At 63.5% G+C, this 16,508-nt stretch carries 17 protein-coding genes; 10 read left to right on the forward strand and 7 right to left on the reverse strand.

Features of this window, described 5'->3' with window-relative positions; all coding sequences use genetic code 11:
* The first annotated feature begins 25 nt into the window (after positions 1-25).
* The 6 genes from phnF (at position 26) to phnE (ending at position 5,916) form a co-directional block, all read left to right on the forward strand.
* Complete coding sequence (gene phnF / locus RHPLAN_RS06930; protein ID WP_068015199.1) at positions 26-787, forward strand: phosphonate metabolism transcriptional regulator PhnF; 762 nt, start codon at positions 26-28, stop codon at positions 785-787.
* A 105-nt stretch (positions 788-892) separates the two neighbouring features.
* On the forward strand, positions 893-1,534 hold the full coding sequence (locus RHPLAN_RS06935) for an LbetaH domain-containing protein (RefSeq protein ID WP_068015201.1): 642 nt from the start codon (positions 893-895) through the stop codon (positions 1,532-1,534).
* Positions 1,535-1,555: 21 nt separating this feature from the next.
* Positions 1,556-2,713 (forward strand): alpha-D-ribose 1-methylphosphonate 5-triphosphate diphosphatase, encoded by a 1,158-nt coding sequence (locus tag RHPLAN_RS06940; RefSeq protein ID WP_068015204.1) that lies wholly within the window; start codon positions 1,556-1,558, stop codon positions 2,711-2,713.
* Positions 2,714-2,879: 166 nt separating this feature from the next.
* The gene (phnC, locus tag RHPLAN_RS06945) at positions 2,880-3,794 is read left to right on the forward strand and encodes a phosphonate ABC transporter ATP-binding protein (protein WP_084244455.1); all 915 of its coding nucleotides are present in this window, start codon (positions 2,880-2,882) and stop codon (positions 3,792-3,794) included.
* 58 nt (positions 3,795-3,852) lie between these two features.
* Complete coding sequence (gene phnD / locus RHPLAN_RS06950; RefSeq protein ID WP_084244457.1) at positions 3,853-4,965, forward strand: phosphonate ABC transporter substrate-binding protein; 1,113 nt, start codon at positions 3,853-3,855, stop codon at positions 4,963-4,965.
* Positions 4,966-5,061: 96 nt separating this feature from the next.
* Complete coding sequence (gene phnE / locus RHPLAN_RS06955; RefSeq protein ID WP_068015208.1) at positions 5,062-5,916, forward strand: phosphonate ABC transporter, permease protein PhnE; 855 nt, start codon at positions 5,062-5,064, stop codon at positions 5,914-5,916.
* Positions 5,917-5,995: 79 nt separating this feature from the next.
* Here the strand turns inward: phnE and fabG are convergent, their stop codons facing one another.
* The gene (gene fabG / locus RHPLAN_RS06960) at positions 5,996-6,778 is read right to left on the reverse strand and encodes a 3-oxoacyl-ACP reductase FabG (protein WP_068015211.1); all 783 of its coding nucleotides are present in this window, start codon (positions 6,776-6,778) and stop codon (positions 5,996-5,998) included.
* A 191-nt stretch (positions 6,779-6,969) separates the two neighbouring features.
* A complete protein-coding gene (locus RHPLAN_RS06965) occupies positions 6,970-7,935 on the reverse strand; it encodes a lysylphosphatidylglycerol synthase transmembrane domain-containing protein (protein ID WP_084244459.1) in 966 nt (321 codons plus the stop codon).
* Positions 7,936-8,147: 212 nt separating this feature from the next.
* On the opposite strand from RHPLAN_RS06965, the gene RHPLAN_RS06970 reads away from it, so the two are divergent.
* From RHPLAN_RS06970 to RHPLAN_RS06980, 3 genes are all read left to right on the forward strand, one after another.
* On the forward strand, positions 8,148-9,200 hold the full coding sequence (locus RHPLAN_RS06970) for a glycosyltransferase family 4 protein (RefSeq protein ID WP_068015214.1): 1,053 nt from the start codon (positions 8,148-8,150) through the stop codon (positions 9,198-9,200).
* A 52-nt stretch (positions 9,201-9,252) separates the two neighbouring features.
* The gene (locus RHPLAN_RS06975) at positions 9,253-9,981 is read left to right on the forward strand and encodes a class I SAM-dependent methyltransferase (RefSeq protein WP_442971808.1); all 729 of its coding nucleotides are present in this window, start codon (positions 9,253-9,255) and stop codon (positions 9,979-9,981) included.
* A gap of 108 nt (positions 9,982-10,089) precedes the next feature.
* Positions 10,090-10,755 (forward strand): hypothetical protein, encoded by a 666-nt coding sequence (locus tag RHPLAN_RS06980; RefSeq protein ID WP_068015221.1) that lies wholly within the window; start codon positions 10,090-10,092, stop codon positions 10,753-10,755.
* 203 nt (positions 10,756-10,958) lie between these two features.
* On the opposite strand, the gene RHPLAN_RS06985 is transcribed toward RHPLAN_RS06980, so the two are convergent.
* On the reverse strand, positions 10,959-12,638 hold the full coding sequence (locus RHPLAN_RS06985; protein ID WP_068015224.1) for an aminotransferase class III-fold pyridoxal phosphate-dependent enzyme: 1,680 nt from the start codon (positions 12,636-12,638) through the stop codon (positions 10,959-10,961).
* A gap of 35 nt (positions 12,639-12,673) precedes the next feature.
* On the opposite strand from RHPLAN_RS06985, the gene asd reads away from it, so the two are divergent.
* On the forward strand, positions 12,674-13,540 hold the full coding sequence (gene asd / locus RHPLAN_RS06990; protein WP_068015227.1) for an archaetidylserine decarboxylase: 867 nt from the start codon (positions 12,674-12,676) through the stop codon (positions 13,538-13,540).
* A gap of 64 nt (positions 13,541-13,604) precedes the next feature.
* Here asd and RHPLAN_RS06995 read toward each other — a convergent pair whose 3' ends face one another.
* The 4 genes from RHPLAN_RS06995 to RHPLAN_RS07010 form a co-directional block, all read right to left on the reverse strand.
* On the reverse strand, positions 13,605-14,321 hold the full coding sequence (locus RHPLAN_RS06995) for a DUF1045 domain-containing protein (RefSeq protein WP_068015229.1): 717 nt from the start codon (positions 14,319-14,321) through the stop codon (positions 13,605-13,607).
* 70 nt (positions 14,322-14,391) lie between these two features.
* Entirely contained in the window at positions 14,392-15,123 is a 732-nt protein-coding gene (gene phoU / locus RHPLAN_RS07000; RefSeq protein ID WP_068030733.1) for a phosphate signaling complex protein PhoU, read from the reverse strand.
* Between the two features lie 218 nt (positions 15,124-15,341).
* On the reverse strand, positions 15,342-16,202 hold the full coding sequence (locus RHPLAN_RS07005; RefSeq protein ID WP_068015232.1) for a UDP-2,3-diacylglucosamine diphosphatase: 861 nt from the start codon (positions 16,200-16,202) through the stop codon (positions 15,342-15,344).
* The gene (locus tag RHPLAN_RS07010; protein WP_068015235.1) at positions 16,199-16,474 is read right to left on the reverse strand and encodes a hypothetical protein; all 276 of its coding nucleotides are present in this window, start codon (positions 16,472-16,474) and stop codon (positions 16,199-16,201) included. Before RHPLAN_RS07010 ends, RHPLAN_RS07005 begins: the two co-directional genes overlap by 4 nt.
* Positions 16,475-16,508 lie beyond the last annotated feature (34 nt).

The following is a 16,508-nucleotide window of genomic DNA, read 5'->3' on the forward strand; positions in this document are numbered from 1 at the left end:
TGTCGATGAAGTTTTCGTGACACCCATGACGCGCAACGCCAACCCCACCGCGGAACTGCTGGACCCTTCGCGCGATGCGCCGTCGGGCGTCTCGCTGTGGCGGCGCATTGCCGACGAGATCGAGAACTCGATTGCGCGTGGTGTGTTCGAGCCCGGCAGCAAGCTTCCGGGCGAGATGGAGATCGCGGTTCGATTCGGCGTCAACCGGCACACGGTGCGGCGCGCCATTGCGGCGCTCGCCGATCGCGGGCTGGTTCGCGCCGAGCGTGGCAGCGGCACGTTCATCGAGCAGCAGCGCATTCCCTATCCGATCAAGCAGCGGACGAGGTTCTCGGAAATCGTGGGCGGCGCAGGCCACGCCGTGAGCGGACGGCTGATTTCGAGCGCCATCGAGGAATGCAACGCGGAACTCGCCAAGTTCTTGAAAATCAAGGCCGGAACGCCTGTGGCGCGGCTGGAGAAGCTGCGTCACGCCGACCGGGTTCCGCTGTGTGCTTCGACCACCTGGCTCGATGCTGCGCGGTTTCCCGGCGCCGCCGCAGTCTATGCCTCGACAAATTCGATCACGCGCATGCTGACCCGCTTTGGGATCAAGAATTATTCGCGCAAGAGCACGCGGGTCACCGCGGCGATTGCCGAGGCCGCCGATGCAGCGCCGCTCCGGATCGCGATCGGGCGTCCCCTGCTGGTGGTGGACAGTGTCGATATCGACGGCAATGGCATTCCGATCCTGACATCGCGGTCGCGCTTTGCCGCCGACCGGCTCGAACTGGTGATCGAGACGTGAGCCGTAAGTTGTCCGCGAAATCGCCGACAAGCAGTCGGCGTCGTCATCCCATCGTCATGGTCGCTCCGCACCACGGAGCCGCCGCAGGAGGTCAGTAGCGCCGTCATGGCTGGCAAAACGCTTTCACATGATCCGGTCATCGATCCGTCCGCGCAGCTCAAAGGCTGCACGCTCGGCCGCTACACCGAAGTTGGCCCGCGCACCAAGCTTCTCGAGGTGTCGATGTCCGACTACTCCTACGTGGTCAACGACAGCGACATCGCTTATTGCAGCATCGGCAAGTTCTGCTCGATCGCGGCGATGACCCGGATCAATCCGGGCAATCATCCGATGCAGCGGGCGAGCCAGTCGCATTTCACGTATCGGGCCAGCGCTTATTTTCCCGGCGAGGAAGACGAGCACGAATTCTTCGCCTGGCGGCGGGCGCATCATGTCGCGATCGGCAACGATGTGTGGATCGGCCATGGCGCGATCGTGCTGGCCGGGCGCAGCATCGGCGATGGCGCGGTGATCGCGGGCGGCGCCGTCGTCACCAAGGACGTGCCGCCCTACACGATCGTCGGCGGCAACCCGGCGCGGCCGATTCGGCAGCGGTTTCCGGACCACATTGCCGCGCGGATGCGCGCGCTCGCCTGGTGGAACTGGCCGCACGAACAGCTTCACGCGGCGTTGGCCGACTTTCGCAAGCTTTCCGCCGAGGAATTCCTCGATCGCTATGAAGCATCCAGCCATTCGGCGGTTGCGTGAATGAAGGTCATGAGCTGAACCATGGAAATGCGGATCACAGGCGCGAACGCGCTGCTCGATGATGGCTTCGAAGTGGCGCCTGTTCACGTTAGCCCGACAGACGGTGTGATTTCGGCTATCGGCTCGGATCGTGCGAACGGCCGGACCATCGAGGCTGACGGGCTTTATCTCCTTCCTGGCATCGTAGACATGCATGGCGACGCCTTCGAGCGGCAGATGATGCCGCGGCCCGGCGTCAACGTGGCGCTCGACGTGGCGCTGGCCGACAGCGACCGGCAGGCTGTCGCGAACGGCATCACCACGATCTTCCACGGCGTGACCTGGTCGTGGGAGCCGGGACTGCGCGGCTCGGAGAACGCCCGCGCCATTCTTGCCGGGATCGAAGCGCTGCAGCCGAAGCTTGCGGCGGACACGCGCTATCACCTGCGTCACGAGACCTTCAATCTCGACGCCGAAACCGAGGTGCTCGACTGGGTTGCGGCGCGCCGCGTCGGCGCGGTGGCGTTCAACGATCATCTGCCGTCGTCCGACAGCCTGGCCAAGCGGCCCGATAAGATCAATCAGATGGTCGAGCGCGCCGGCATTCCGCGCGAGGATTTTCTGGCGCTGGTGAAAAGGCTGCATGCGAGGCGCGAGGAGGTTCCGGTTTCGATCTCGCGCATCGCTGCGGAAGCGGGTTCCCATCGCGTGCCGCTTCTGTCGCATGACGACGCCAGTCCGGAGCAGCGCCAGTGGTTTCGCGGACTCGGCTGCCGGGTCAGCGAATTTCCGGTGAACATCGAAACCGCGACCGACGCGGCCAACGCCGGCGACGCCATCGTGCTCGGCGCGCCGAACGTGATGCGCGGCAAGAGCCACATGGGCTGGGTCAATGCCGCCGAAATGGTCGGACGCGGGCTCTGCTCGATCCTGGCGTCGGACTATTACTATCCGGCGCAATTGATCGCGGCGTTCCGGCTGGCCGAGCAGGGCACAGCGCTGCTAGAGACGGCGTGGCGGCTCGTTTCGCAGACGCCGGCGAGGGCCATGGGCCTCGACGATCGCGGAACCATCGCCGCCGGCAAACGTGCCGATCTGATCCTGGTCGAGGCCGAGGCAAAAAGCCGCCCCCGCGTGGTGGCCGTGATTGCGGCCGGCCGGATCGTCCATCTCACCGAGCCGGACCGCATCGTCCACTGACGGCGTCGGTGTCGCCTCTGCAGGTCGTTGATCCTGCAGCGGGAATTTCCTTGTTCGCGTTGTCTAGGGAAACGGCGACAGGCGCTCGGGGCACTTCATCCGACTGTCATACGCGGCTGTTACCTCCGATCTGCTGGGCCTCATCGCTCGCATATGGGAGTGCGCTGTGCCGGCTGAGCCTGTCGTTCAAGCACGACACATTTCGAAATCCTTCGGCCAGGTTCGGGTGTTGAACAGCGTCAGCTTCAGCATCGAACGCGGCGAGATGGTTGGACTGATCGGCGCCTCGGGCTCCGGCAAGTCCACCTTGATCCGCACCATCGCGGGACTGACGCCGATCGACCGCAACGCCAACGGCAGCAGCCCGGCGAACGGCGAAGTCCGGCTGTTCTCGCGCCCGATCCAGCAGCGGGGCCGCATCGCGCGCTCGGCCAATGCGCTGCGCGCCCGCGTCGGCGTGATCTTCCAGCAGTTCAATCTGGTGCCGCGGCTGTCGGTGCTGACCAATGTGTGTCTCGGCCGGCTCGGCCGCATGTCGTTCATCGACGCCACGCTCGGCCGATTCTCGATGGACGAGAAGCGGCGTGCGATGCGCGCACTGTCGCGCGTCGGCATCGCCGAACATGCGCTCAAGCGCGGCAGCGATCTCTCCGGCGGTCAGCAGCAGCGCGCCGCCATTGCCCGCACGCTGATGCAGGGCGCCGAGTTCATCGTCGCCGACGAGCCGATCGCCTCGCTCGATCCGAGCTCGGCGCGGCGCGTGATGGATATCCTCGCCGACCTCAACCGGCGCGACAACATCACGGTGCTGGTGTCGCTGCATCAGGTCGAATACGCGCTGCGCTACTGCCCGCGCACGATCGCGCTCAAAGCCGGCGAGATCGTCTATGACGGGCCGTCGCGCGCGCTCACGCCGGAATTCCTGGCGGCGCTTTACGGCGCCGAAAGCGAGGACCTGTTCGCCTCGATCGACTCGCGGCCGCCAGAGACGGAAGTCCGCAAGCCTTCCGCGGAGTCGAGCCTGGTTCCGTTCGACCTGGCGCGACGCGGGGCGGATCAGCGGCCTCATCTCAACGCCTGACCGTTCAGCGTCGGACCTTTCTCCACGATTCCGAAATTCTGCACACACAGGAGACATCATGTCATCGCACTTCAGGAAGGCCGCATTCGCGGCCGCGGTCCTCGCGGGCAGCACCATGTTCGCGCAAGCCGAGACGCCGACCGAACTCAATTTCGGCGTGATCTCCACCGAGGCGTCGATCAATCAGAAAAAGAACTGGGAGCCGTTCGTCGAGGCGCTCTCGAAAGCCATCGGCATCAAGGTCAAGGCGTTCTACGCCACCGACTATGCCGGCGTGATCGAGGCGATGCGCTTCAACAAGGTGCATGTCGCCTGGTACGGCAACAAATCGGCGATCGAAGCGGTGGATCGCGCCGGCGGCGAGGTGTTCGCCCAGGTGGTGTCGAAGGACGGCAGCACCGGCTACTACTCCCACATCATCGTGCGCGCGGACAGCCCGTACACCAAGGTCGAAGACATCCTGAAGTGCGACAAGTCGCTGAACTTCGGCATCGGCGATCCGAACTCGACCTCGGGCTTCCTGGTGCCGACCTCCTACATTTTCGCGGCGAAGGACATCGATCCGAAGTCCTGCTTCAAGACCGTGCGCAACGCCAGCCATCAGGCCAATGCCATGGCGGTGGCCAACAAGCAGGTCGATGCCGCGACCAACAATAGCGAAGACCTGCAGCGCGTCGAGAAGACCGCACCCGAGGCGCGCAAGCAGATCAAGGTGATCTGGACCTCGCCGATCATTCCGCTCGATCCGCTGGTGTGGCGCAAGGATCTCGATCCGGCGATCAAGACCAAGCTCTACACCTTCCTGATGAGCTACGGCCGGCTCGGCTCCGACGAGGAAATCAAGCAGGATCGCGAGGTCCTGGCGAATCTCGTCTGGTCGCCATTCCACCCGTCGTCGAACCGGCAGCTCATCGCGGTCCGCAAGCTCGAAGCCAACAAGGACCTGATGAAGGTTCAGGGCGACGACAAGCTCTCCGCCGCCGAGAAGCAGGAGAAGGTCGGAAAGCTCAAGGCCGAACTCGCCAAGATCGAGCAGATGGAGAAGCAGGCCGAGACCGATCCGTATCAGACAAAGGTCGCGGACTTCATCAAGGCCGAGGCCGCCGGCGACAAGGCGACCATGAAGAAGATGATCGCGGACTTCGCCGCGGGCTTCACCGGCACCAACTGATCGCGGAACAGCGAGCGCGCCGGGTGTATAGCCCGGCGCGCTTTTTGTTTGCGGCATTAAACCCAGTGCTCATGTGATGAAAACGGTGGTTCACTGATGACCGATATCAATGTGACGTCCGCCGTGACATCTCTTGGACGCTCGCCTGTGGCTGACCGCACCACCGAAAACGTCGACGTTCCCGCGCATTCACTGAGCCGCCGCTCGCGGACTTGGACGCTCTGGATCATCGTGGTCGGGCTTCTGGTCTGGAGCTGGAGCCCGGCCGAGATGTACCGGGCCGGTTCCCTGTTCACCGACTGGCGCAACATGGCCGAGTTCGGCCAGGCGTTCCTGCGCCCCAACTTTCATGAATGGCGCGGCTATCTCGAAGACATGATTGTCACGGTGCAGATCGCGATCTGGGGCACCGCGCTCGCCGCGGTGCTCGGAGCGCCGTTCGCGATTCTCGCTTCGTCCAACATCGCGCCGCAATGGGTGGTGCAGCCGGTCCGCCGGCTGATGGACTCCTGCCGCGCCATCAACGAGATCGTGTTTGCTTTGTTGTTCGTGGTCGCCGTGGGCCTGGGTCCGTTCGCCGGCGTGATGGCGCTGTTCGTCCACAACACCGGCGTGTTCGCCAAGCTTTATTCCGAGGCCGTCGAGGCCATCGATCCCCGCCCGGTCGAGGGCCTCCGCGCCACCGGCGCGCGGCGCATTCCGGAAATTGTGTTCGGCGTGATCCCACAGGTGATTCCGCTGTGGAGTTCGTTCATTCTTTATCGGCTGGAAACCAATGTGCGTTCCGCCACGACGCTCGGCATCGTTGGCGCGGGCGGCATCGGCCAGACGCTCTACGAAAGCATCCGTTCGTTTCAGTATGGGGAAACCGCGGCGCAGTTGATCGTCGTCGTGGTCACAGTGGTCTTGATCGATCTGAGCAGCGCGAGGCTTCGCAAGGCGCTGGTCTGAAACGTCGGCCCGCCGGCTGCCTTGGCGGTTGTCATGTCGATCGCATGGCTCAAACTTGGTCGGCCGTTCGATCGGAAGGTCAGCCGGACACGCCCATCTGCTCCAAGGCTGCCGGCGATTCGGGCAGGACTTGACCCCCATCGACGACAAGGGTCTGTCCGGTCACGTATGCGGCTTCCTCGGATGCGAAAAACAGGGCCGCGTTGGCGATATCCTCTACGGTGCCGAGACGCTTCATCGGAATGCAGGCCGCCATGGACGTGAGATAGTCCTCGCCCAGGCCCTCGAGGCCTTCGGTGAGGATGTTGCCCGGCATCACCGCGTTGACCGTGATGTTGTGGGGCGCGAGCTCGATCGCCGCGGTGCGCATAAAGCCGAGTTGACCCGCTTTGCTGGCTCCGTAATGCGACCAGCCGGGATAGCCCGTGATTGGGCCGGTGATCGAAGACGTGATGACGATGCGGCCCTTTTTCTTGGCCGTCATCGCCGGCAGAACGGCGGATACCACAAGGAAGGTGCCCTTGAGATTGACCCCGATCACTTGATCGAAGTCGGCGGCGGTCATCTGGCCGAGCTTGGCCGCGGGAAAGATGCCCGCATTGGCGCAGAGAATGTCGATGCTGCCATAGCGCTCAAGCGCCGCTGCGGCCATCGCTTGACACGGCTCGGCTTCGCTGACGTCGGCGGCGAAGCACGAGGCATTCGCGCCGATCTCATCTGCCACCTTCCTGGCTTCGTCGAGATGCCGGGAGACGACCAGGACATTGAGCCCTTCGCGGCCGAAGCGCCTGGCGATGCCGCGCCCGATTCCCTTGCTCGCCCCGGTGACGATGACGGTCTTCCCTGCAATCGATGTCAACATGACGTTCTCCGAATACGCGTCGATAAGGAACGAGCTTCCAGGGCCGCGTCAATGCCGGCCGGCTGCGCGAACATTGGATTACGTTTTCGCGACTCAGATGTATTTGCGGTTTTGCTCGTTAAGGGCGTCAGCCAGAGACGTCTATTCGGCGGAGCAGGGTGTGGCGCTTGCGAGAGGACGCGGGACGAGCGTCACTTTCGCATCGCCAGCAGGAACTCGCGGGTTGCCAGGGTGCAGATCGCAATGCAGAGCGGCAGCACGAAATACAGGCAACGGAAGATCAGGAGCGACGCCAGCAGGTCCTCCTTGGCGAACTGCGGCATCGCTACCAGGATCGCGACCTCGAACACGCCCAGGCTGCCCGGCGCATGGCTGAGGAAGCCGAGGAGCACCGCGGTCACGAAGATCACCAGCACGGTGATGAAGTCGATCTCGGGCGTCGCAGGCAGCAGCGAGTAGATCGCAAGCCCGCCGACCGTGAGGTCGACGATGCCGATCGCGATCTGCACGGCGGTCAGCCGCGCATTGGGCAACGTGACCGACCAGCCGTTGCGGCCGATGGTGCGCGGCCGCGGCAGGAGCCACAGCACGTAGCCGGCGATGATCGCAAGACCTGCAACGCCGAGCGAGCGGTTGATCCATTCCGGCAGTCGATCGACCGCACTCGCGGCCTCCGGCTCGACGATGAAGCACAGTGACAACACCACGATGTTGCCGAGCCAGAACGTGAGGCCGGTGACGAAGGCCATCTTGGCAACATCGATAACCGACAGACCCCACGCCGAGTAGATTCGCCAGCGCACGGCGCCCGCGGTGAATACCGTTGCGCCGAGATTGTGACCGATCGAATAGCTGGTGAAGCTTGCCAGCGCCGCGATCCGATACGGCACCCCGCCGTGGCCGATCGTGTGCAGCGAGAAGAAGTCATAGAAAGTTAACGTGATGTAACAGCAGCCGATAAAAGCAGCGGCGAATGCGATCGCATGCGGCGGCTTGTTGCGGATGGCGTCGAAGACCTTCGGCAGGTCGATGTCGCGCAGCAGAAAGAACAGCACGACACCGGCCGCAACGACGATCAGAAGGCTGATGATGATGCCGATCTTGTGCCAGCCGCGTGTACGGCTGGACTGTGCGGGCAAGCTCGTCACGTCATGCATAGGCGTCTGCGATGAGCTTCTGATTCGGTTGATGGGAATGCGCGGCAAAGTCCCATCGAACCGTAACAATCTTGTTACAGGGCGGGGGCCCGCGAAATACCGCAAAGCGCGGGGTACACGCCAGCGTCATATTACTGGGGCATGACGACGCGGCGACAAGCCCGCTGATTCGACAGTGGCGGGCCGCTGTCCACGGCCGAGAGAAAGGTCTCATGCGCGTTCTCATCGCGACTGATGCTTGGCATCCCCAGGTTAACGGTGTGGTTCGGACTTTGACCTCCCTGGCGCGGGCCGCCAAGGGGCTCGGAGTCGATATCGAATTCCTGTCTCCCGAAGGGTTTCCTTCGCTCCCGCTGCCGACCTACCCGGGTCTGCGGCTCGCTCTGCCGAGCCGCAGGCAGATTGCGGAACGGATCGGGCAGGTCAAGCCCGACGCCATACATATCGCGACCGAAGGCACGATCGGTCTTTGGACCCGCGCCTACTGCTTGCGGCATCGCGTGCCGTTCACCACGAGCTATACGACGCGCTTCCCCGAATACATCTCGGCACGCTGGCCAATCCCCGAAAGCGCGGTCTATGCCGCGCTGCGGCGATTTCACGCGGCGGCCTCGGTCACAATGGTGGCAACGGCGTCGTTGCGTGCGGATCTCGCATCGCGCGGGTTCGCCAATCTCGGAATGTGGACCCGCGGCGTCGACACCGAATTGTTCCGGCCCAACCGCGCCATCGAGTTGCCGTTTCCGCGACCGATCTTCGCCTGTGTCGGCCGTGTTGCAGTTGAAAAGAATCTTGAAGCCTTCCTGTCGCTCGATCTGCCTGGCACCAAGATGGTAATCGGCGACGGTCCGGCGCTGAATGTTCTCAAGAGCCGCTTCCCCAACGCAAAGTTCATGGGGCTGATCGAGAACGGAAAGCTCGCCGCGCATCTCGCGGCCGCCGATGTGTTTGTCTTTCCGAGTCTCACCGACACGTTCGGCGTCGTGCAGCTCGAGGCGCTTGCGAGCGGCGTGCCGATTGCGGCATTCCCGGTGACCGGCCCGAAGGACGTCGTCGCCAACAACCCGATCGGCGCGCTGAACGAAGATCTGCGCGAGGCCTGCCTTGCCGCGCTGAACGTGTCCCGCGAGGCCTGCCGCAATTTCGCGCTCGGCTATTCGTGGGAAAACAGCGCCCGCCAGTTCATCGGCAATCTCCAAGACATCAACGCGGCGCGACGCGCGCGGGCCGCGCAAATCGGCGCCGCCGCTGCGGCGCATGGATAGAGAACAGGACCAAACGGTCGTCTGCACTATGCTCAAGAAGGGGACTCAAGACATGACGGACCTGACAGCCGGCGAGCTCGACAAGAGCACCGTGGAGAAGGCGTATGACCGGTGGGCACCGGTTTATGATCTGGTGTTCGGTGCTGTGTTTGATCGTGGCCGTCAGGCCGCCATCGAGGCGGCCGAGCGGATCGGCGGTCGCATTCTCGAAGTCGGCGTGGGCACCGGCATCTCGCTGTCGGACTATTCCGGCAAGCACAAGATCTGCGGCGTCGACATTTCGGAAGGAATGTTGATGAAGGCCCAGGAGCGCGTGGCGGAGCTCAAGCTCAAGCACGTCGAAGGCCTTTGGGTCATGGACGCCGAGCACCTGAATTTTCCGGACGCCTCGTTCGATGTGGTGATGGCGCAATACGTCATCACCACGGTGCCGAACCCCGAAGCGACGCTCACCGAGTTCTCTCGCGTGCTCAAGCCCGGCGGCGAAATCATCCTGTGCAGCCGGGTCGGCGCCGAAGCAGGGCTTCGCCGCACGCTCGAGAAGTGGTTCGCGCCTGCCGCCCGTAAGCTTGGCTGGCGCACCGAATTCTCCTTCGAGCGTTACACCAACTGGGCGAAGGCCACGCCCGGCATGCGCCTGGTCGAGCGCCGCGCCATGCCGCCGCTTGGGCACTTCTCGCTCATCCGTTTCGGCAAGGTCGCGGACGGCTCGGCGGGCAGCCAGGGCCAGACGGGAGCCAGCGCTTCCCCGCAAACGCCATTGCGCCGGGCTGCGGGTTAATCGAACATTGCCGGACTTGCCGTCGCCGGCAACGAGCGACGGCCGTCTCTGTCATCAGGCGTTCACCGATTCGACATATCAGGGCTGGATGCCCCTCAAGGAGACACCATGAGCAGCTTCGCTGAAGCACTGAGAGTGCAGCGCTGGGATGACCACCGCTACTATCATCACAGCCGCATCAACCAGAGCCTGCACCTGGTCAGCGCGCTCAGCTTCCTGTTCTCCTACGTGATGCTGCTCAAGGACCCGGCGATCGCCGCTTTGACCGGCTGGCTCGTCTCCATGACAACCCGGCAGGCTGGCCACTTCTTCTTCGAGCCGAAGACCTACGATCACTACAACAAGGCCACGCACGAGCACAAAGAAGAGATCAAGATCGGCTACAACCTGCAGCGCAAGGTCGTGCTGATGTCGATCTGGGCCCTGTCGCCGGTGGTGCTGTACATCGATCCGACTCTCTTCGGCCTGTTCGAGCCGCACACCACCGTCATGGAATTCATCCGCCACACGGCGATCATGTGGCTTGCGCTCGGCGCCGGCGGTCTCATCTTCCGGACCGTCCATCTGTTCTTCCTCTATGACGTGCAGACCGGCCTCGTCTGGGCGACCAAGATCCTCACCGACCCCTTCAACGATGTGAAGTGGTACCACAAGGCGCCGTACTACCTGTTCGTGAAGGGCCAGCTCATCGACCCGCACACCGACGAGCAGGAGGAAGAGGGCCACGATTGGTTCGAGGAAGAAGAGCGCGAAGAGGCCCCGCGCGCGAGCTGACGCTCGCGATTGCGCCCAATTCATTCGCACCCAAATTAGTCCTTGAAATGTCTGCCCTGGGTCCCCGCTTTCGCGGGGACGAACGGAGCAAGGGGACGCGGGGCAGCTGCCAAGGACAAGGGCACAGCTCTATCCCCGTTCGTCCCCGCGAAAGCGGGGAGCCAGGGAAACGATCGCAACTCTTGCTGATATATCGAGCGCTATTACCGATGATCGCGCAACGCCGACAGCCGCTGCGCGATCATTTCTTTCAGGATGCGGCGCTTCACGGTTTTGTCGGTGGAAGCCGGATCGCACCACCACCAGCCGTCGGCCTGCATGGCCTTGGCTGCCGCGACGAAGCGGTCGGAGACCGCGGCGAAATCTTCGTCGGTATAGTTCAGCGTGAAGATCAGACGTCCGGTGCCGATCCAGCTCAGGGCCAGGCCCTCGGCGCGCATGTAGTATTGCAGCATCCAATTGTAGCGCGATGGGCAGGTGTAATAGACCAGCCAGACCGTCGACAGGTTCGCCACGCGCACCGGAACGCCTTCGGCCTCGAAGCGGGCGTTGAGCGCGTCGGCGCGGCCGTTCCAGAGGCCGTCGAGATCGCGATAGAGCGCGACGACCTCGGGCTTCTCGATGTGGCGCAGGAATTCGTCCATGGCGCACATGACGGCGGGATGCGAATTGAAGGTGCCGCGGGCAAGGCAGATGTCGGCAGGCCGGTCATCGCGGAAGCGCTTCATCAGGTCGCGCCGGCCGCAGATGACGCCGATCGGGAAGCCGCCGCCGACTGTCTTGCCGTAGGTGACGAGGTCGGCCTTTACGCCGAAATATTCCTGTGCACCGCCGAGCGCCAGCCGGAAGCCGAGGAACACTTCGTCGAAGATCAGCACGATGTTGCGCTCGGTGCAGACCGCGCGAAGCTCCTTCAGCCAGGCCGTGTAGGCGGCCTTGTCGAAATTCGCCCAGCGGCCGCCGTCGACCAGCGAGGTGTCGGCCGGCGCCGAGCCGTTCGGATGAAGCGCCTGCAGCGGGTTGACCAGCACACAGGCGATGTCGCGGCGCGTGCGCAGCACATGCAGCGCCTGCTCGGACATGTCGTTGAGCGTGTAGGTCTCGTGCGCCGGCACCGGGTTGCCGACGCCGGGCTGCACGTCGCCCCACCAGCCGTGATAGGCACCACAAAAACGAACCAGATGCGAGCGGCGGGTGTGGTAGCGAGCCAGCCGTACCGCCTGCATCACGGCCTCGGTGCCGGACATGTGGAACGACACTTCGTCGAGCCCGGAGATCTTCTTCAGGCGGCGGACGTTGTCGGCAATAACAGGATGGTAGGGCCCGAGCACCAGTCCAACATCGTGGGCCTGCTCGAGGCCGCGCCGCATCGCGCCTTTGTAGAAGTCGGTGCCGAGAAGATTGACGCCGTAGGAGCCGGTCAGGTCGTAGAAACGGTTGCCATCGAGATCGGTGACGGTGACGCCTTCGGAGGACTGCACGAAGGTGCCGACGCGAAGGTGCTCCCGGACGTAACGGCTGTACTGGTAGGGCACCCGGTAGGCTTCGGTGAACTGCACGTCGGAGATGCTGTCGGCGACAGCCGCCGTGCTTGCAATGCTCTTCGGGTAGCGCGTCTCGTAAAGCGCGGCGAGCCGCGCGAAACCGTCGCGGCGGCGCGCCACGACGTCGGCCGGCGCATCGTCGGAGCAGAAGAACTGGTCAGGCCCGTATTCGTAGAACGGCACCGCCGCTGCGATCCGGCGCGACATCCGGGCGTGGCCGGCGAGCGAGCGATGCTTGGCCTTGGAGAGTTCGAGCCGCTGTTTCAGCTTGACCAGCGAGGTCGCAAGAGCCGTGACCCCGAGCCCGTAGAAAGCGAGTGCCGTGCCGCCCAGATCCATGGAAGCACCGTTTAGACCGGAGATTTAACGAATCCATGACGCCGCAAACCCAATGGCTGCGTGTGTTTGAGCAGGAAGACGTCAACTTCCTCCTGACGAATCGCATCCCGCGCAGGCTCACGACCCAGCTTCTGGGCTGGTTCAGCAAGATCGAGCAGCCCCTTGTCCGGGATCTTTCGATCGGCCTGTGGCGAACGTTTTCGGGCCTCGACCTTTCAGAGGCCAAGAAAACCGAGTTCCGGAGTATGCATGACTGCTTCATCCGGGAGCTCAAGGATGGGGCGCGGCCGTTTGCGGCGGATCCGCAGATCTTCGCCAGCCCCTGCGATGCCATTGTCGGCGCCTGCGGCACCATCGCCGGCAAGGAACTCCATCAGATCAAGGGCTTTCCCTACACGCTCGACGATCTTCTCTGCGATCCGGCGCTGGTCGAGACTCATCGCAACGGCACCTACGTGACGCTGCGGCTGACATCGAGCATGTATCACCGCTTCCACGCGCCCCATGACTGTCACGTCGAGGAGGTGCGCTACATCTCCGGCGACACCTGGAACGTGAACCCGATTGCGCTCAAGCGCGTGGAAAAGCTGTTCTGCAAGAACGAGCGCGCGGTCATCAAAACCACGCTGGCCGCGGGCGGTCACCGCGTCACCCTGGTGCCGGTGGCCGCGATTCTCGTGGCCTGCATCCGGCTGCATTTCATCGACGTGCTGCTGAATCTCCGCCACCCGGGACCCAACGTGATCCCGTGCGATGCCACGTTGCGGAAGGGCCAGGAGATGGGCTGGTTCGAACACGGCTCGACCATCATCGTGTTCGCGCCGGGCGAGTTCAGGCTTGCCGACGGCATCGCGGAGGGCGCGACGATCCGCGCCGGCGAGCCGCTGATGCGGCTGCCGTAGCGCATGTCCCGGAAAAGTGGATTCCGGTTTTCCGAAAAGGACATGCGCCACCAAATAACGACTATCAGTGGACTTCGTGAACGCCCCGGAGCGCCGCGGTGCTGAGCACCCGGAACGGCGAAGCTTGAGTGTCCTGCTTGGTCAGCGCCAGGCGATCGATCGCGATGGAGCCCGTGCGCATCCGCTGGAACAGGTCGCGAAGCACAGCGACGGCTGACTCGCGCCGTCCGACCTCGATCTTGCCGGTCAAGGTCATGTGAAAGCGGAAGTCGGCAAACAGGTATGGATAGCCCCAGCGGTCGAGGTTGGAGATCTGACTGGGATTGAGACCCGAGGCCAGCCGGCGGGCGCGTTCCTGTGCGGTCATCGGCGCGCGGAAGGCGTCGAAGATCGTGGTGCAGTCGGCCGCAAGCGCGTTGAGTACAGGGTTCGGTTGCTCCGGAACGATGGCGGCAAAGCCGCTCAGCATGGTCACGACCGGCTGGATGGTGGCGATGGTCCGGCCAATCGCCGCGAAGCTCTGAAAGGCGCTGACCAGTTGAGCCTCACCGCAGGTGGGCGCAAGATAGAATGGCGCCTTCAGCGTGGCGTGAAAGCCGTAGCGCCGCGGCTCTTCTGTGGCTTTCCGCCATTCGTCGGGCTGATCCCGGAATTGGGCGGGTGGGAAGATCGCGGTCCCGGTGTAGCAGTCGTATTGCAGGACGGTGCTGCCAAACCGGTACAGTTCGGAATCCGCCGCGGGCACGAAATAAACGGCGTATCGCGGCTCGGAATCGGTCATCGATATTCTTTACGCTTTCGACTGCAGTTTTGGAACCGCAGCCGCGAGCGCTCGCAACGAGCCCGATCGGTCAGTGCGCGGCGGCCAGCATGAACCGCATCAAGCTGGTCGAGTCAGCTTTCGGACGTTCGTCCGGCAGCGTGCGTCCCTCGACCATGTAATACACGGACTCCGCGATGTTGGTGGCGTGATCGCCGACCCGCTCGATGTTCTTGGCGCAGAAAACCAGATGGACGCCGGACGCGACCGTGCCGGGGTCTTCCATCATGTAGGTCAGTAGCTCGCGGAACAGCGAGGTGTACATCAGGTCGACGTCGTTATCGCGGCTGCGCACCGAGGCGGCCTTGCTGCTGTCGCCGCCGGCGAAGCTGTCCAGTGCGTCGGTGAGCAGGCTGATCGCGAGGCTCATGATGTGATTGAGCCCGCGGCGTGCCTGGCGCGGCACGTCGTCCTGGCTGAGCGCCGAGACGCGCTTGGCGATGTTCTTGGCGAGATCGCCGATCCGCTCCAGGTCGCTGGAGATGCGCAGTACGGCCACCACCTCGCGCAAGTCGACCGCCATCGGCTGGCGAGTCGCGATGGTGGCGATCGCCTTGTGCTCGATGTTGTGCTGAAGCGTATCGAGCATCACGTCGCCGAGCACGACCTTCTGGCCCTGCTCCTTGTCGTTGTTGATCAGCGAGTCGATCGCGGAGAGCAGCTGCTTTTCCACATGACCGCCCATCTCGGCGACCATGCACTTGAGTTCCTGCAAGTCGAAGTCAAATGCCTTGGTGGTATGCTCGCTCGCTGCCAACGACATGATCAGTCCCTCGCCACGCTTTGTGCTCGCGTGGCTGACGTGAGATTCCGGTGTGAGCAAGAAATGCTTTTCGCTTGTCCGGCGTGTTTCGCTTCTTGGCGGACATGATCGCAACGGACCAAGCGCTGAGTATCGTTACTGCACCGAATCAACAAGATAGATCGAGTCGATGTCAGGCAGATGACAGCAACCATCCCGGATGCCGTCGCCCACAGGTGTCAGACGGGCTCGACGCTCCGCTTGGAGTCCGTTCGCGCGTCCTGCATCTCGGCGGGCGCGGCAGCGGCCGGCACCGGCAGCTTGTTGGTCCATTCGATGATTTCAAATTGTCCATCGAAATGCTCGACAGCCGCGGTGCAGCTTTCCACCCAGTCGCCGCAGTTCACATAGACGAGGCCGTCGATGTCGCGGATGACGGGGTGATGGATGTGCCCGCAGACCACGCCGTCGACATGCTGGCGGCGGCCTTCGGCGGCGAGCGTCTTCTCGAACTCGCCGATGAAATTGACGGCGTTCTTGACCTTGAGCTTGATCCAGCGCGACAGCGACCAGTAGGGCAGGCCGAGCAGGCGCCGGATGGAGTTGAAATAGGTGTTGAGCGAGATCGCCAGGTCGTAGGCGTGGTTGCCAAGCAGCGCGAGCCAGCGCGCGTTGCGGATCACCACGTCGAACAGGTCGCCGTGGATGATCAGGAAGCGCCGGCCGTCGGCCGTGACGTGGATGGTGTGTTCCATCACTTCGATGCCACCGAAGTGCGTGCCATAGAAGTTCCGCATGACCTCGTCGTGGTTGCCCGGCACATAGACGACGCGGGCGCCTTTGCGCGCCTTGCGCAGGATCTTCTGCACGACGTCGTTATGCGACTGCGGCCAGTACCAGCCGGTCTTGAGCTGCCAGCCATCGACAATGTCGCCGACCAGATAGATCAGATCGGCGTCGTAGTCGCGAAGGAAGTCGAGGAATTTTTCGGCTTGGCAGCCGCGGGTGCCAAGGTGGATGTCCGAGATGAACAGGGTGCGGACCCGGATCGGAGCATCCTCGCCGTTGGCTTCGAACGGATGACTGGTTTGAACGTTCATGCCAGACCCATTGCTGATTTCTGTTTCGCCCAGATGAAATCGGTGGTGACTCCGTGCGTCCGTTTCCTGTCGTGCCGATCGGCATCGTGCCGCGAACGATAAGGGCCCACGAAGGGCCCTGACGCGATGTTCTCACTGCAACAGGATGCCGGGCCGCCGCCGGCCGAGTCGGACCGGCGCCGCGACAGTGCCGCTGAAATGAAGAACAGCGGCGCCGTGCAGGGGCGCTCGGCCAGAAGCCGTTCGGCCAGGAGAATCACCTGCTGATCCATCCCGCCCTTATGGTGGAGCCGGGTGACAGATCGA

Source organism: Rhodoplanes sp. Z2-YC6860, from assembly GCF_001579845.1.
Lineage (GTDB): Bacteria > Pseudomonadota > Alphaproteobacteria > Rhizobiales > Xanthobacteraceae > Z2-YC6860.

What these genes read in the sequence shown, in the direction of transcription:
- phnF (WP_068015199.1), top strand. Translation starts at nt 26, where the DNA reads ATGACGCGCAACGCCAACCCCACCGCGGAACTGCTGGACCCTTCGCGC.
- RHPLAN_RS06935 (WP_068015201.1), top strand. Translation starts at nt 893, where the DNA reads ATGGCTGGCAAAACGCTTTCACATGATCCGGTCATCGATCCGTCCGCG.
- RHPLAN_RS06940 (WP_068015204.1), top strand. Translation starts at nt 1,556, where the DNA reads ATGGAAATGCGGATCACAGGCGCGAACGCGCTGCTCGATGATGGCTTC.
- phnD (WP_084244457.1), top strand. Translation starts at nt 3,853, where the DNA reads ATGTCATCGCACTTCAGGAAGGCCGCATTCGCGGCCGCGGTCCTCGCG.
- phnE (WP_068015208.1), top strand. Translation starts at nt 5,062, where the DNA reads ATGACCGATATCAATGTGACGTCCGCCGTGACATCTCTTGGACGCTCG.
- fabG (WP_068015211.1), bottom strand. Translation starts at nt 6,778, where the DNA reads ATGTTGACATCGATTGCAGGGAAGACCGTCATCGTCACCGGGGCGAGC.
- RHPLAN_RS06965 (WP_084244459.1), bottom strand. Translation starts at nt 7,935, where the DNA reads ATGCATGACGTGACGAGCTTGCCCGCACAGTCCAGCCGTACACGCGGC.
- RHPLAN_RS06970 (WP_068015214.1), top strand. Translation starts at nt 8,148, where the DNA reads ATGCGCGTTCTCATCGCGACTGATGCTTGGCATCCCCAGGTTAACGGT.
- RHPLAN_RS06975 (WP_442971808.1), top strand. Translation starts at nt 9,253, where the DNA reads ATGACGGACCTGACAGCCGGCGAGCTCGACAAGAGCACCGTGGAGAAG.
- RHPLAN_RS06980 (WP_068015221.1), top strand. Translation starts at nt 10,090, where the DNA reads ATGAGCAGCTTCGCTGAAGCACTGAGAGTGCAGCGCTGGGATGACCAC.
- RHPLAN_RS06985 (WP_068015224.1), bottom strand. Translation starts at nt 12,638, where the DNA reads ATGGATCTGGGCGGCACGGCACTCGCTTTCTACGGGCTCGGGGTCACG.
- asd (WP_068015227.1), top strand. Translation starts at nt 12,674, where the DNA reads ATGACGCCGCAAACCCAATGGCTGCGTGTGTTTGAGCAGGAAGACGTC.
- RHPLAN_RS06995 (WP_068015229.1), bottom strand. Translation starts at nt 14,321, where the DNA reads ATGACCGATTCCGAGCCGCGATACGCCGTTTATTTCGTGCCCGCGGCG.
- phoU (WP_068030733.1), bottom strand. Translation starts at nt 15,123, where the DNA reads ATGTCGTTGGCAGCGAGCGAGCATACCACCAAGGCATTTGACTTCGAC.
- RHPLAN_RS07005 (WP_068015232.1), bottom strand. Translation starts at nt 16,202, where the DNA reads ATGAACGTTCAAACCAGTCATCCGTTCGAAGCCAACGGCGAGGATGCT.
- RHPLAN_RS07010 (WP_068015235.1), bottom strand. Translation starts at nt 16,474, where the DNA reads ATGGATCAGCAGGTGATTCTCCTGGCCGAACGGCTTCTGGCCGAGCGC.